This window comes from Micromonospora antibiotica (assembly GCF_017599305.1).
In the GTDB taxonomy this organism is placed as follows: Bacteria; Actinomycetota; Actinomycetes; order Mycobacteriales; family Micromonosporaceae; genus Micromonospora; species Micromonospora antibiotica.
On the sequence record NZ_JAGFWR010000027.1, the window covers coordinates 70591 to 84685 of the forward strand.

Annotated in this window: 12 protein-coding genes; 4 read left to right on the top strand and 8 right to left on the bottom strand. The window is 73.0% G+C overall.

Going from position 1 to position 14095, the window contains the following annotated elements:
- Positions 1 to 20 precede the first annotated feature (20 nt).
- The 4 genes from pflA to ppdK form a co-directional block, all read right to left on the bottom strand.
- Positions 21 to 809 carry a pyruvate formate-lyase-activating protein gene (gene pflA / locus JQN83_RS28325; RefSeq protein WP_372444156.1) on the bottom strand — a complete coding sequence of 263 codons (789 nt, stop codon included), beginning with the start codon at positions 807 to 809 and terminating at the stop codon, positions 21 to 23.
- A complete protein-coding gene (gene pflB, locus JQN83_RS28330) occupies positions 806 to 3049 on the bottom strand; it encodes a formate C-acetyltransferase (RefSeq protein ID WP_208570205.1) in 2244 nt (747 codons plus the stop codon). The genes pflA and pflB overlap by 4 nt, the downstream gene beginning before the upstream one ends.
- 143 nt (positions 3050 to 3192) lie before the next feature.
- A complete protein-coding gene (locus JQN83_RS28335) occupies positions 3193 to 3648 on the bottom strand; it encodes a hypothetical protein (protein WP_208570206.1) in 456 nt (151 codons plus the stop codon).
- 11 nt (positions 3649 to 3659) lie between these two features.
- Positions 3660 to 6320 carry a pyruvate, phosphate dikinase gene (gene ppdK, locus JQN83_RS28340; protein WP_208570207.1) on the bottom strand — a complete coding sequence of 887 codons (2661 nt, stop codon included), beginning with the start codon at positions 6318 to 6320 and terminating at the stop codon, positions 3660 to 3662.
- Between the two features lie 143 nt (positions 6321 to 6463).
- On the opposite strand from ppdK, the gene JQN83_RS28345 reads away from it, so the two are divergent.
- The 3 genes from JQN83_RS28345 (at position 6464) to JQN83_RS28355 (ending at position 9259) form a co-directional block, all read left to right on the top strand.
- A complete protein-coding gene (locus JQN83_RS28345) occupies positions 6464 to 6967 on the top strand; it encodes a GNAT family N-acetyltransferase (protein ID WP_208570208.1) in 504 nt (167 codons plus the stop codon).
- 9 nt (positions 6968 to 6976) lie between these two features.
- On the top strand, positions 6977 to 7612 hold the full coding sequence (locus JQN83_RS28350) for a YgjV family protein (RefSeq protein ID WP_208570209.1): 636 nt from the start codon (positions 6977 to 6979) through the stop codon (positions 7610 to 7612).
- 324 nt (positions 7613 to 7936) lie between these two features.
- Positions 7937 to 9259: a hemolysin family protein gene (locus JQN83_RS28355; RefSeq protein ID WP_307799832.1), complete on the top strand. Its 1323-nt coding sequence runs from the start codon at positions 7937 to 7939 to the stop codon at positions 9257 to 9259.
- A 146-nt stretch (positions 9260 to 9405) separates the two neighbouring features.
- Here the strand turns inward: JQN83_RS28355 and JQN83_RS28360 are convergent, their stop codons facing one another.
- The 4 genes from JQN83_RS28360 to JQN83_RS28375 form a co-directional block, all read right to left on the bottom strand.
- Positions 9406 to 9723, bottom strand: a complete 318-nt coding sequence (locus JQN83_RS28360) for a PRC-barrel domain containing protein (protein ID WP_208570210.1) — start codon at positions 9721 to 9723, stop codon at positions 9406 to 9408.
- Complete coding sequence (locus tag JQN83_RS28365; protein ID WP_208570211.1) at positions 9710 to 10087, bottom strand: hypothetical protein; 378 nt, start codon at positions 10085 to 10087, stop codon at positions 9710 to 9712. The genes JQN83_RS28360 and JQN83_RS28365 overlap by 14 nt, the downstream gene beginning before the upstream one ends.
- Positions 10084 to 11307 carry an NRAMP family divalent metal transporter gene (locus JQN83_RS28370; RefSeq protein ID WP_208570212.1) on the bottom strand — a complete coding sequence of 408 codons (1224 nt, stop codon included), beginning with the start codon at positions 11305 to 11307 and terminating at the stop codon, positions 10084 to 10086. The genes JQN83_RS28365 and JQN83_RS28370 overlap by 4 nt, the downstream gene beginning before the upstream one ends.
- A gap of 439 nt (positions 11308 to 11746) precedes the next feature.
- The gene (locus tag JQN83_RS28375; RefSeq protein WP_208570223.1) at positions 11747 to 12121 is read right to left on the bottom strand and encodes a PaaI family thioesterase; all 375 of its coding nucleotides are present in this window, start codon (positions 12119 to 12121) and stop codon (positions 11747 to 11749) included.
- A 115-nt stretch (positions 12122 to 12236) separates the two neighbouring features.
- On the opposite strand from JQN83_RS28375, the gene tyrS reads away from it, so the two are divergent.
- A complete protein-coding gene (gene tyrS, locus JQN83_RS28380) occupies positions 12237 to 13523 on the top strand; it encodes a tyrosine--tRNA ligase (protein WP_208570224.1) in 1287 nt (428 codons plus the stop codon).
- Positions 13524 to 14095: the final 572 nt, after the last annotated feature.

Genomic DNA, 14095 nt, shown 5'->3' on the forward strand with positions numbered 1-14095 from the left:
CGCCCGTCCGGCGGCTGGGGTCAGGTGACGGTCAGGCCGCGTTCGGCGAACTGGCCCCGGACCCGGGCCACCAGCTCCGGGGTGGGCGGTTCCGTCCGGGCGAGTGGAAAGGTGAGCCCCAGCTCGGCGTACTTGTGCGCGCCGAGACGGTGGAACGGCAGCACCTCGACCCGCTGCACGGTGGCCAACCCGGCGGCGAAGTCGGCGACCCCGGCCACGTTCTCCTCGGCGTCGGTGAGGCCGGGCACCAGCACGAACCGTACCCAGATGGGGGTGCCCCGGTCGGCGAGCCGGCGGCCGAAGCGCAGCGTCGGGGTGACGGACCCGGTGCGGGTGACCCGCCGGTAGGTCGCCGGGTCCCACGACTTGACGTCCAGCAGCACCAGGTCGGTGGCGTCGAGCAGGGCGTCGTCGGCGCGGACGCCGAGGAAACCCGAGGTGTCCAGCGCGGTGTGCAGGCCCAGGTCGTGGCAGCGGCGCAGCACCTCACCGGTGAACCGGGGCTGCATCAGCGGCTCGCCGCCGCTGATCGTCACCCCGCCCCCGGCCACCGCGATGAACCGCCGGTACGGCTCGATCTCCGCCATCAGCTCGTCCACGGTGCGGTGCCGGCCGCTGCGCCGGTACCAGGTGTCCGGGCTGTGGCAGTACCGGCAGCGCAGCGGACAACCGGCGAGGAAGGCCACGAACCGGGTCCCCGGCCCGTCCACCCCCACCGACACGTCCCACGAGTGCACCGCCCCGGTGGTCGGCACGCCGTCGCCCCGCCCGGTGGCGGTGGCGACGGCGTCGCGCGGCCGGACGTTCACAGCGACCCGTGGAAGGTCCGGGACACCACGTCCTCCTGCTGCTCTCGGGTGAGCCGGACGAAGTTCACCGCGTACCCCGACACCCGGACGGTCAGCTGCGGGTAGCGCTCCGGGTGCGCCATCGCGTCGACCAGGGTGGCCCGGTCCAGCACGTTGACGTTGAGGTGGAACCCACCGGCGTCGGTGTAGCCGTCCAGCACCCCGGCCAGGTTGTCGATCCGCTCGTCGCGGGTGTGACCCAACCCGTCCGGGGTCACCGTCGAGGTCAGCGAGATGCCGTCGCGGGCCGCGTCGTACGGCAGCTTCGCCACCGACAGCGCGGCGGCCACCAGCCCGTGGGTGTCCCGGCCGTTCATCGGGTTCGCGCCCGGGGCGAACGGTTCACCGGCCCGCCGGCCGTCCGGGGTGTTGCCGGTGTGCTTGCCGTAGACCACGTTCGAGGTGATGGTCAGCACCGACATGGTCAGCTCCGCGTCGCGGTAGGTGCGCTGCCGGCGCAGCTTCGCCGCGAACGTCTCGGTCAGCCACACCGCGATCGCGTCGGCCCGCTCGTCGTTGTTGCCGTACGTCGGCGGTTCCCCCTCGACCACGTAGTCGATCGCCAGCCCGGTGTCGTCGCGCAGCACCTTGACCCGGCCGTAGCGGATCGCGGCGAGGCTGTCCACCGCCACCGACAGCCCGGCGATGCCGGTGGCCATGAACCGGCGCACCGGGTGGTCGTGCAGGGCCATCTCCAGCCGCTCGTAGGCGTACCGGTCGTGCTGGTGGTGGATCACGTTCAACGCGTCCACGTACGTCTCGGCCAGCCAGTCCAGGGTGCGCTCGTACGCCGCCAGCACCTCGGCGTAGTCGAGGGTCTCCCCGCCGACGGGCGCGGTGGCCGGGGCGATCTGCTCCCCGCTGATCTCGTCGCGCCCGCCGTTGATCGCGTACAGCAGCGCCTTGGCGAGGTTGGCGCGGGCACCGAAGAACTGCATGTCCCGGCCCACCCGCATCGCCGACACGCAGCAGGCGATCGCCGTGTCGTCGTCGTACGCGGGCCGGATCAGGTCGTCGTTCTCGTACTGGATGGCGCTGGTGTCCAGCGACACCTGCGCGCAGAACCGCTTGAACCCGACCGGCAGCCGGGGCGACCAGAGCACCGTCAGGTTCGGCTCCGGCGCGGGACCGAGGTTGTAGAGGGTCTGCAGGTAGCGGAAGCTGGTCCGGGTGACCAGCGGCCGACCGTCGGCACCCATCCCGCCGAGCGCCTCGGTGACCCAGGTCGGGTCGCCCGAGAAGAGCTGGTCGTACTCGGGGGTGCGCAGGAACCGGACGATCCGCAGCTTGATCACGAAGTCGTCGACCAGCTCCTGGGCGTCGATCTCGGTCAGCCGTCCCTCGGCGAGGTCCCGCCGCAGGTAGACGTCGACGAACCCGGCGGTACGCCCCAGCGACATCGCCGCGCCGTTCTGCTCCTTGGTGGCGGCCAGGTAGGCGAAGTAGAGCCACTGGATCGCCTCCCGACCGGTGGTCGCCGGCCCGGAGATGTCGTAGCCGTAGCCCGCCGCCATCTGTGCCAGCTCACCGAGGGCCCGGATCTGCTCGGCCAGTTCCTCCCGGTCGCGGATCACCTCGTCGGTCGACGGCCGGTCGTCCAGCGCCGCCTTCAGCGCCTTGCGCTCGGCGACGAGCCGGTCCACCCCGTACAGCGCCACCCGCCGGTAGTCGCCGATGATCCGTCCCCGCCCGTACGCGTCGGGCAGCCCGGTGATGACGTGCGAGCGGCGCGCGGCGAGCACGTCGGACGGGTACGCGTCGAACACCGCGTCGTTGTGCGTCCTGCGGTACGTGGTGAAGATCCGGTGCACCTGCGGGTCGGCGGGGTAGCCGTACGCCTTCAGCGCGGTCTCCACCATCCGCAGCCCACCGGCGGGCATGATGGCCCGGCGCAGCGGCGCGTCGGTCTGCAACCCGACGATCAGCTCCCGCTCCCGGTCGATGTACCCGGGGGCGTGCGCGGTGATGGTGGACGGGGTGGCCGCGTCGATGTCGTACACGCCGCGTTGGCGCTCCTGCACGAACATCGCCCGCAGCGTCCCCCAGACCTCCAGGGTGCGGCAGGTGGGCCCGGTGAGGAACGACGCGTCCCCGGTGTACGGCTCGTGGTTGTCCCGGACGAAGGCGGCCACGTCGATGGTGTCGCGCCAGGCGTCGCCGGTGAAGCCACGCCACGGGTGGAGAGGTGCGGTGCCGGTCATGATCGGTCCTTCCGCGTTGGTCGGGTCCGGCGGCCTGGGTCGCCGGGGTGTTGCGCCTGCACCATCAGCCTCGTCGGGCCGGACCGTCCCGGGCAGAGGCGCAGGACCACCCCCGTCCGGGACCAAAGACCCCCGGCGGCCGGTCAGCGCCGCACGACGAGCCGTTGGGCGCGCAGCAGCCGCGCCCACCACGGCCGGGGCGTCGCCGGGCGCAGCGCGGGCACCCGCGCGCCGCGCAGGCTCACCCAGCCGCCGGGCCCCATGGTCACCGTGCCGATCGCCGGTGGCCGACGCCGCGCCACCACCGCCACGCCGGCGGTGAGCAGGGCGACGGCGGCGGCACCGGCCGCGGCGGCGAGCATCCGGTCCGGGTCGGGCAGCGCCCGGTAGCGGACCCGCCCGTCGGCGAGCACGAACGCGCCGACGGCCCGCCCGTCGCGGGTCACCGGCACCAGCGCGGCGGCCGGCGAGCCGGGCAGGGTCAGCACCGGCCCCACCGGCCCGACCGCCGTCACCGTCGGTGTCACCGCCGGTTCGGGGGTACGGGGCACCGGCGGCCCCAGCGGGGCGGGCCCGGTCGGATTGAAGATCGCGGTCATGACGCTGCCTCCTAGCGGCTGTCGGACGTGTCGGTGGCGGTCTCGATGGCGGCCCGGCCCGCCGCCAGCCGGGCGATCGGCACCCGGTACGGCGAGCAGGAGACGTAGTCCAGGCCGGCGTCGGCGAAGAACGCCACCGAGTCGGGGTCGCCGCCGTGCTCACCACAGACCCCGACGGTCAGGTCCGGGCGGGTGGCCCGCCCCTCCGCCACGGCCAGCCGGACCAGCCGACCCACCCCGGCGGCATCGATGCTCTCGAACGGCGACACCCCGAAGATCCCCCGCTCCAGGTACGTGCCGAAGAACGAGCCCTCCACGTCGTCCCGGGAGAACGCCCAGGTCAGCTGGGTCAGGTCGTTGGTGCCGAAGGAGAAGAAGCGGGCCTGCGCGGCGATGGCACCGGCGGTCAGCGCGGCCCGGGGCACCTCGATCATCGTGCCGACCGGCATGGCCGGCGCGTCGGGCACCCCGGCGAGGACCAGGTCGGTCTCCGCCCGCACGGCCGCCAACTCCCGCACGTCACCCACCAGCGGCACCATGATCTCCGGCCGGGGGTCACCCCCGTCGCGCACCCGCTGCGCCGCCGCCTCGGCTACCGCCCGCACCTGCATGGCGAACAGCCCCGGGATCACCAGCCCGAGCCGCACCCCGCGCAGCCCCAGCATCGGGTTCGCCTCGTGCATCCGGCGGACCGCCGCCAGCAGCCGCCCGTCGCGTCCCGGGTCCCGCCCGGTCGCCTCGGCACGGGCGACCCGTGCGGTCAACGTGTGCAACGGGGGCAGGAACTCGTGCAACGGCGGGTCGAGCAGCCGGATCGTCACCGGCAGGCCGTCCATCGCGGCGAGAAGTTCGGTGAAGTCGGCCCGCTGCAACGGCAGCAACGCCTCCAGGGCGGCGGTCACCTCGTCCGGACCGTCGGCCAGGATCAGCCGTTCCACCAGTTCCCGGCGTTCACCGAGGAACATGTGCTCGGTACGGCACAGGCCGATGCCGGTGGCCCCCAGCGCGCGGGCCCGGCGGGCGTCCGGACCGGTGTCCGCGTTGGCCCGCACGCCGAGCCGGCGCACCGCGTCGGCGTGCCCCAACAGCCGGTGCACCGCCGCGACCAGCGGATCGGCCTGCGGGGCCAGCTCACCGGCGAGGTAACGGGCCACCGGGGAGGGCTGCACCGGCACCGCCCCCGGGTAGACCCGGCCGGAGGTCCCGTCGATCGAGATCACCTCGCCGGCCCGGACCACCCGGTCGCCGATGGTGAGCTCGCCGCGCTCCGGGTCGATCCGCAGCGCGTCCGCGCCACAGACGCAGGTGCGGCCCATGCCCCGGGCCACCACGGCGGCGTGCGAGGTCTTCCCGCCCCGGGAGGTGAGCACCCCGGCGGCGGCGATCATGCCGGGCAGGTCGTCCGGGGTGGTCTCCCGGCGGACCAGGATCACCGGCCCGTCGGCGGCGGTCGCCGCAGCCGAGTCGAACACCACCCGGCCCACCGCCGCACCCGGCGACGCGCCCACCCCGACGGTGAGCGGCGGTGGCGCGTCGGCCAGGTCGAACGCGGGGAACATCAGCCGGCCCAACTGCGCCCCGGTCACCCGGCACAGCGCCTCGTCCAGGGTGATCAGCCCCTCGTCGACCAGTTGCGCGGCGATCACGAAAGCGGCGGCGGCGGTCCGCTTGCCGACCCGGGTCTGCAACATCCACAGCTTGCCGCGTTCGATGGTGAACTCGACGTCGCACAGGTCCCGGTAGTGCCGTTCCAGCGTCGCCATGATCCCGGTCAACTGCCGGAAGCTGGCCGGGTCGATCCGCTCCAACTCAGGCAGGGCGACGGTGTTGCGGATGCCCGCGACCACGTCCTCGCCCTGCGCGTCGGGCAGGTAGTCGCCGTACACGCCGGGCGCGCCGGTGGCCGGGTCGCGGGTGAAGGCCACCCCGGTGCCGGAGTCCGGGCCGAGGTTGCCGAAGACCATCGCCATCACGTTGACCGCGGTCCCCAGGTCGTCGGGGATGTGCTCCTGCCGCCGGTAGAGCCGGGCCCGCTCGGAGTTCCACGACGCGAACACCGACCGTACGGCCAGGTACAACTGCTCGTGCGGCGACTGTGGGAACTGGTGCCCCACCTGCCGCAGGAAGATCTTCTGGTACGTCTCGACGAGGTCGCGCAACTGCTCGGCGGTCGGTCCGTCCGGGCCTGCGGTGGCGCGCAGCGCTGCCAACTCCCGGTCGAACTCCTCCGCCGGCACCCCGTGCACTGTGCGGGCGAACATCTGGATCAACCGCCGGTAGGAGTCCCAGGCGAAGCGGGCGTCATCGGCACGGGCTGCCAGGCCCACCACGGTGGCGTCGTTGAGCCCGATGTCCAGGATCGTCTCCATCATCCCCGGCATCGAGTACCGGCCCCCGGAGCGCACGGCGAGCAGCAGCGGGTCGTGCCGGTCGCCGAGCCGCCGGCCCAGCCGGGCCTCGACCTCCCGCAGATGGGCGTTGATCTCCTCGAACAGGCCGTCCGGCGGCGACCCGGTGTTCAGGTACGCCCGGCAGGCGTCGGTGCTGACCGTGAAGCCCGGCGGCACCGGCAACCCGAGCCGGGTCATCTCGCCGAGGTTGGCACCCTTGCCGCCGAGCAGGTCGGCTCTGCTGCGATCACCTTCGATGAAGTCGTAGATGTACCTGGTCATGGCCCCGGCCCTCCACTCGACTCGCCGGTCGGACCTGTCCCTTCGTTGGTAGCAACGGCCGGGGGGCGGCCGGCAGGGCCGGACGGTACGCCGACCGGGCCACAGGTCCCGAGGTTGTCGGTGCCGGTGCGTATCCTCCGGCGATGACCGACGAGCTGTCCCTGCGGCCCGTGTGCGACGACGACCTTCCGCACTTCTTCGCCCACGAGCAGGACCCGGAGGCGGCCTGGATGGCGGCGTTCGGCCCGGCCGACCCGACCGACCGGGCGGTGTTCGACGCGCACTGGGCCCGCATCCGCGCCGACCCCCGGGTGGTCAACCGCACGGTGGTCGTCGACGGCGCGGTGGTCGGGCACGTGGCGGCCTTCCCGGTGGGCGAACACACCGAGGTCAGCTACTGGATCGACCCGCACCGGTGGGGGCGCGGGCACGCCACCGCCGCGCTGACCGCGCTGCTGCGGGAGCTGCCGCACCGGCCGTTGCGCGCCCGCGCCGCGAAGGACAACCGGGCGTCCCTGGCGGTGCTGCGCAAGTGCGGCTTCGTCGTCGTCGGCGAGGACTCGGGATTCGCCCCCGGCCGGGGCGTCGAGGTCGAGGAGTGGCTGCTGGAGCTGCCCGCCGTCCCCGCTGACCAGGGCGGGCACTAGTCTCGCGGAGTGAACTGGCTCGAACTCGTCGGCTGGGCCGGCTCCGCGTTGCTGGTCTGGTCCCTGCTCCAGACCCGCATCCTTCGGCTGCGCGCCCTCAACCTGGTCGGCTGCCTGATCCTGATCGGCTACAACACCGCCGTGCAGGTCTGGCCGATGGTCGGCCTCAACGTGGTGCTCGCCGTGATCAACGTGTGGTACCTGCGGAGGATGCTGGCCACCCGGCACGACGACCGCGCCTACCAGGTGGTCGAGGTGGGCGTCGGCGACCAGTTCCTGGCCCACACGCTGCGGGTGCACGCCGCCGACATCGCCCGGTTCAACCCCGACTTCCGCCCACCCCCGGCCGACGCCGACCGGTCGGCCTTCCTGGTGGTACGCGACGACGAGGTGGTCGGGGTGGTGCTGTCGCACGCCGAGGCGGACGGGACCGCCCAGATCGACCTGGACTACGTGACCCGGCGGTTCCGGGACTTCACCCCCGGCGAGTTCGTCTACCGCCGCAGCAGCCTGTTCACCGACCGGGGTTTCCGCCGGGTGGTCAGCCCACCCGGCATGGTCGCCCCCTACTACCACCGGCTCGGCTTCCGCCCCGACGGCGACGCGTACGTCCTCGACCTGGCCCCGGCCGCCGGTCGGCGCTGACCCCCGACCGCCGGGCAGCGCACCGACCGGCGGCCTCCGGCGGCGGTCAGCGGACGGCCGGTCAGCGGACGGCCGATCGGGGCCAGGCCGGCCGTCGGGCCCGCAGCCGGTGGGGGCCAGGCCGGCCGTCGGGCTCGCGTCGGGTCCCCCGACGGCCGGACGGGGCCGGACCGCCGTGCGGGCCGCATCCGGTCACCGATGATGGCCGTGGGGAGGGTTCGCCGACCGCGCGGTTGGGCACAGACTGGGCTACGCCGGGCGGGTCCTCCGCCCGGCGGCGTCGGCCCGTCGCCGACGCCCCCCGCCTGAGGGAGAGTGCCGGGCGTGCAGAGCTACTGGAGCCAGTTGGCCCTGGTCGGAGTCTTGGTGGTGCTCAACGCGATCTTCGCGGGCAGCGAGATGGCCCTGGTGTCGCTGCGGGACAGCCAGGTGCAGCGGTTGGAACGCACCAGCCGGGCCGGCCGGGTGCTCGCCCGGCTCGCCAAGGACCCGAACCGCTTCCTCGCCACCATCCAGATCGGTATCACCCTGGCCGGGTTCCTGGCCTCCGCCGCCGCAGCGGTCTCCCTGGCCAAGCCGCTCGTCCCGCTGCTCGGTTTCGTCGGCGGCGCCGCCGAGACGGTGGCGATCGTGCTGGTGACCCTGGTGCTGACCTTCGTCACCCTGGTCTTCGGTGAGCTTGCCCCCAAGCGGATCGCGATGCAGCGCGCCGAACGGTGGGCGCTGCTGGTGGCCCGCCCGCTGGACATCCTGTCCAGCTTCACCCGGCCGGCGGTGTGGCTGCTCGGTGCCACCAGCGACCTGGTGGTCCGCTTCGCCGGGGTGGACCCCAAGCACCAGCCCGACGAGATCGGCCCCGACGAGCTGCGGGACATCGTCGCCGGCAACCACGGCTTCACCAAGGAACAACGCACGATCATCGCCGGTGCGGTGGAGATCACCGACCGGCAGCTGCGCGCGGTGCTCGTACCCCGGTTGCAGGTCTTCACGCTCGACAGCGGGACCACCGCGGAGGCCGCCCGGCTGCTGCTGGCCGCCACCGGCCACTCCCGGGCCCCGGTGGTACGCCACGGCGGCCTGGACGACGCGGTCGGCGTGATCCACCTGCGGGACCTGGTGGGAGTGCCGGAGGACCGCCCGGTCGACGACTGCGCCCGCCCGCCGATGCTGCTGCCCGACTCGCTGCCGGTGGTGGACGCGCTGCGCCAGTTCAAGGCGGAGCGCCAGCACATCGCCCTGGTGGTCGACGAGCGCGGCGCGGTCGACGGGATCGTCACCCTGGAGGACATCCTGGAGGAGATCGTCGGGGAGATCTACGACGAGACCGACCGGGACGTCCGCTCGGTGCGCACCGAGGCCGACGGCTCGCTGGTGCTGCCCGGCACCTTCCCCGTGCACGACCTGACCGACATCGGCGTCGAGGTGCCCAACCGGCCGGCCGGTGACTACACCACCGTCGCCGGGATGGTGCTGTCCTGCCTCGGGCACATCCCCACCGTCGCGGGGGAGAGCGTCACCATCGACGGGTGGGAGCTGACCGTCACCGGCGTCGACCAACGCGCCATCTCCCAGATCCGGCTGCACCACGCCCCGACCACGTCCCCCACCGACGAGCAGGAACCCGTCCACGACGAAGCCCACGCCTGACCTGCCCGCCCGGTAGCGCCTCGCGGTCCCGGCCGCGCGGCCCGCGAGCGCCTCCCGGGCACGCGGCTCGGGCGGTGTTTCCCGCCGGGCGGCTCAGGCGGCGTCTCCCGGCACTCGGGTACCCGGCTCGGGTGGCGTCCCCGCGCTCAGTCCGGCGGGGACGGATCCCCGAACGGGAAGCCCGGCACCGGGGGCAGCAGCTGGATCTGGTCGGCGGGGAACTGGCGGGTGTCCCGGCTCAGGAACCGGGCGGCCACCCGGATCGCCCAGGGGCCCGACGGGTGCCGTTGCTCCCCGACCAGCCGACCCCACGTCCGGCTCCACCAGTGGGCGGTCACCAGCACGTCGGTGAGCCGCAACCGCCCGTCCGGGAAGTCCCCCCGCACCACCACGTCCACCACCCGCCCCAACCGCCGCCCGTGCAGGTCGTACGCGGTGCGACCGAGCAGCTCACCCGCTCGCACGGTCCGCCCCCGGAATCCGGTCTATCAGGTGCCGCCGCAGCCACGCCTCCACCGGTGGGCGGGGCAACTCGTCGGCGCGGACCCGCAGCCGCACCGCGCTGTCGATCCGGGCGACCTGACCGATGGGGATGCGCAGCGGCCCCGGCGTCTCCTCGGTGAGCCGGTCGGCCAGCGTCACCAGCAACCGCCCCACCCGACCGCCGATCCGCTGCCCCAGCGCCCCCTGCCCGGTCAGCAGGTACGCCACGTAGGGCACCCCCTGCTCGTCGAGGGCGAACGCGACGTCGTCGACCTTGCCGAGCAGCAGCCCGTCGGCGTCGACGAGCTGCCGGTCGAGCAGCTGCCGGCCCAGCTGGACCCTCACCGTCCCATCCCCGTCCCGACGGCCAACGGGAGCGCGGCCACCGACGCCGCCACGATGACCAGCAGGAACACCGCACCGAGCAGGTTGAGCCACGGCCCGTTCACGTCGTCACCCAGGTAGGTGCGGTCGTTGGCGACGACCAGGATCGGCAGGTACGTCAACGGCAGCACCACCGCGCTGGCCACCAGCATGTATTCGGTCAACCGCACCGGGTCGACGGTGGTGGACAGCAGCAGCGTCGCGGCCAGCACGCTGACCAGCAGCACGCTGTGGAACCGGGCGGCCTCCCGGGGACTGACCCGCTTGCCCCACTGCCACCCGAAGTACTGCGCCGCCGCGTACGCCGCCGACAGTCCGGTCTCCAACGCGGCCCCGAAGGTCACCGCGAAGAACGCCAACGCGGCGACCGCCAGCCCCACCCCGCCGAACGCCAGCACCACCGGTCGGGCGACCTGGTCGAGGGTCGACAGCGACACCCCGCCCGGGTGGAAGACCACGGTGGCGGTGGCGACCAGCGACAACGCCAGCAGCCCGCCGACCGGGAAGCCGATCAGGACGCTCGACCGGGCATCGGCCAGATCGGCGGCGCTCCAGTTCTCCTCCACCCCGCCGGAGGAGAAGAAGAACACCTCGTACGGGCTGACGGTGGAGGCGAACAACGCCACCGCCACGAACCAGTACGCACCCCAGCCCTGGCCGGCCGTGCCGGGGTGCAGGGCACCGTGGCCGAGCGCCGCCCAGTCGGTCGGCAACCAGAACAGCGCCAGGGCGAACACCAGCAGGGTCAGCCCGGCCAGCCCGAACACCCGCTCCATCAGCTGGAAGCGCATCCGCCACAGCACCAGCCATACGGCGAACGCCGCGACCGGCACCCACAGCAGGTAACTCACCCGGGAGGCCAACTGCAGGGCCAACGCCACCCCGCCCAGCTCGGCGGCCAGGGTCAGCACTGTGACCAGGTAGGACGCCGCCAGGTTGAGCAGCGCGACACGGGGACCCAGGCGTTCGCGGACCAGGTCGAACACCGCCCGCCCGCTGACCGCCGCGATCCGGCCGGCCATTTCCGCGTACGCGCAGATGCCGACCACGCCGAGCACCAGCACCCAGGCGTGGCCCATGCCGAACCGGGCCCCCGCCTGGCTCGCCGCCACCAGGTCGCCGATGTCGACGAAGCCGCCGATGGCCGACAGCACCCCGAGGGTGGCGGCGAGGAGCTTCACGCGGGCCGGCCGACGCGGGGACGCGGCTGTGGCACCCGGGAGCGCCCTCACGGGGGGACGGGATCGGCGGCGGTCATCGAGGCGACGATATCGGCGCAGGAGGCACCGTATCCGGCAAACCGGTCAGGCTTCCCGGATCACCTGCCCCCGCTGCCCGATGGCCGATGGTCGATGCCCGCTGGCCGCTGCCCGCTGGCCGCTGCCCGATGGCCGATGCCCGCTGGTCGTCCTGCTCGCTCCGTCCGTTGGTCGCCCTTCTCGCCCTACCCGGTCCGCCCGTCCCATTGGTCGCCTTCTCGCCCGGTCCGCCCGTCCCGTTGGTCGCCTTCTCGCCCGGTCCGCCCGTCCCGGCGGTCGCCCTTCTCGCCCGGCCCGGACATCCCGCCGGTCGCCCGGGCGGAGGGGCAGGCGGGGGAGCAGCCGGGCCAGTGCGTCGGCGTCAGTCCCGGGTGAGGTTCTGCAACCGGACCTGGCCCCGGGAGACCAACCGGCCCTCGGCGTCGGTGATCTCCACCTGCCAGAGCTGCTGGCTGCGTCCCCGGTGCACCGGGGTGCCGACCGCGACCAGCTCACCCTCGCGTACCGCCCGCAGGAAGTCCGTCTGGTTGGACACCCCGACCACGCTGCCCCGGTCGCCGAGCCACAGTGTGCCGCCCACGCTGCCGACGGTCTCCACCACCGTGCAGTAGACGCCGCCGTGCATGATGCCGGCCGGCTGGTGCAGCTCCGGCCGCACCTTCCAGCGGATCACCACCCGGTCGCCGCTGGCCTCGTCGAACGTCAGCCCCAGCAGGCCGACCAGACCATCCGTCATCTCCGGGATCTCCACGGCTTTCCTCCTCGTCGCACCGGCCCGGCCAGCCTAGCCGCGCCGCCGGCCGGCAAACCCGGTACGGCCCCAGGTCGGCAATGGGGGAGAATCGGTGACCGTGACCGACAGCAACCTCCCGCACGGGCGGGACTCCCTGACCGACGACCTGCGGTGGCGCGGCCTGATCCAGGACTCCACCGGCCCCGACGAACTGCGTGCGCTGCTCGACGGCGGGGCCGCCACCTTCTACGTGGGCTTCGACCCGACCGCGCCCAGCCTGCACGTCGGCCACCTGATGCAGGTCACCACCGCCCGCCGGCTCCAACTCGCCGGGCACCGCCCGCTGCTGCTGGTCGGCGGCGCCACCGGCCAGATCGGCGACCCGAAGGAGAGCGCCGAGCGCACCCTCAACCCGCCCGAGGTGGTGGCCGGTTGGGTGCAGCGCATCCGCGACCAGCTCGCGCCCTTCGTGTCGTACACCGGGGAGAACGCGGCGCAACTGGTCAACAACCTGGAGTGGACCGGCGAGATGTCGGTGGTCGAGTTCCTGCGCGACGTCGGCAAGCACTTCCCGGTCAACAAGATGCTCGCCCGTGAGGTGGTGCGGGCCCGGCTGGAGACCGGCATCAGCTTCACCGAGTTCAGCTACCAGCTCCTCCAGGCCAACGACTTCTTCGAGCTGCACCGACGGCACGGCTGCCAGCTCCAGTACGGCGGCTCGGACCAGTGGGGCAACATCACCGCCGGCGTCGACTACGTCCGTCGTCGGGGGGCCGGCCCGGTGCAGGCCTTCACCACCCCGCTGGTCACCCGCTCGGACGGCACCAAGTTCGGCAAGACCGAGGGCGGCGCGGTCTGGCTCGACCCGGAGATGACCAGCCCGTACGCCTTCTACCAGTTCTGGGTCAACGCCGACGACCGGGACGTCACCCGCTACCTGCGGTACTTCAGCTTCCGCTCCCGCGAGGAGCTGGAGGCGCTGGAGAAGGAGACGGCGGAACGCCCGGCGGCCCGCAGTGCCCAACGTGCCCTCGCCGAGGAACTCACCACCCTGGTCCACGGCGCGGAGGAGACCCGGCAGGCCGTCGCGGCCAGCCAGGCGCTCTTCGGTCGGGGCTCGCTGGACGACCTCGCCCCGGAGACGCTGCGTGCGGCGCTGAGCGAGGCCGGCCTGGTGCAGCTCACCGGTGAGCTGCCCGACGTGGCCGGGTTGCTGCGCGACGCGGGGCTGGTCGGCGGGCTCAAGGAGGCCCGTCGGGTGATCACCGAGGGCGGTGCGTACGTGAACAACACCCGGGTCACCGACGTCGACGCCACCGTCGACCCGGTCGACCTGCTGCACGGCCGTTACCTGGTGCTGCGTCGGGGCAAGCGCTCCTTCGCCGGGGTCGAGCTGCGCCCCTGACGGTCGGGTGTGACGTGCGACGCGTCCGCCGGATTTGACGATCAACTCGGCGGACGCGTAACTTTCTCTCTGCCAGCGCGGAACGGACGAACCGGGGTGAATGCCTCGAAGGCCGGAGCGCGGTGTGAGGTTCCGACTTCGTGGGGTTGCCCCTGCGAGGCGCGGACCGGGCGGTGCCCGGATCGGCCCGGGGGGTCGATTTGGTGAGGCGAAACCGACCGGGTAGTGTTTGACGCCGGCAGGGCACCGGGCGAGCGTGCGGGAGACCGCAGCGGCCGGCTTGTCGACAATCGCGATGGTTTCCGGTGTGAGCCGGGGGGTTTCGTGGTGTGTGGGAATTGTGGTTGAAGTGGTGTTGATCGTGACAGAGCGGTTTGACACGGCGGATACCACCGGGTAACGTAGTAAAAGTGCCTGGCGCTGGAGCGCCGGACATGGTGGATGAGATGCCCCAGGTCGGGGGTCCTGTTGGTCGGGGCTTTCGGGTGGTGTGTGGTTGTTCTTTGAGAACTCAACAGGGTGCTTGATAAGCCAGTGCCAATTATGATTTATACCCCGCACTGGGCAGACCT

Bases quoted from the DNA above. Each gene is read 5' to 3' on its own strand.
- pflB (WP_208570205.1), bottom strand. From the start codon at position 3,049: ATGACCGGCACCGCACCTCTCCACCCGTGGCGTGGCTTCACCGGCGAC.
- JQN83_RS28335 (WP_208570206.1), bottom strand. From the start codon at position 3,648: ATGACCGCGATCTTCAATCCGACCGGGCCCGCCCCGCTGGGGCCGCCG.
- ppdK (WP_208570207.1), bottom strand. From the start codon at position 6,320: ATGACCAGGTACATCTACGACTTCATCGAAGGTGATCGCAGCAGAGCC.
- JQN83_RS28345 (WP_208570208.1), top strand. From the start codon at position 6,464: ATGACCGACGAGCTGTCCCTGCGGCCCGTGTGCGACGACGACCTTCCG.
- JQN83_RS28375 (WP_208570223.1), bottom strand. From the start codon at position 12,121: ATGACGGATGGTCTGGTCGGCCTGCTGGGGCTGACGTTCGACGAGGCC.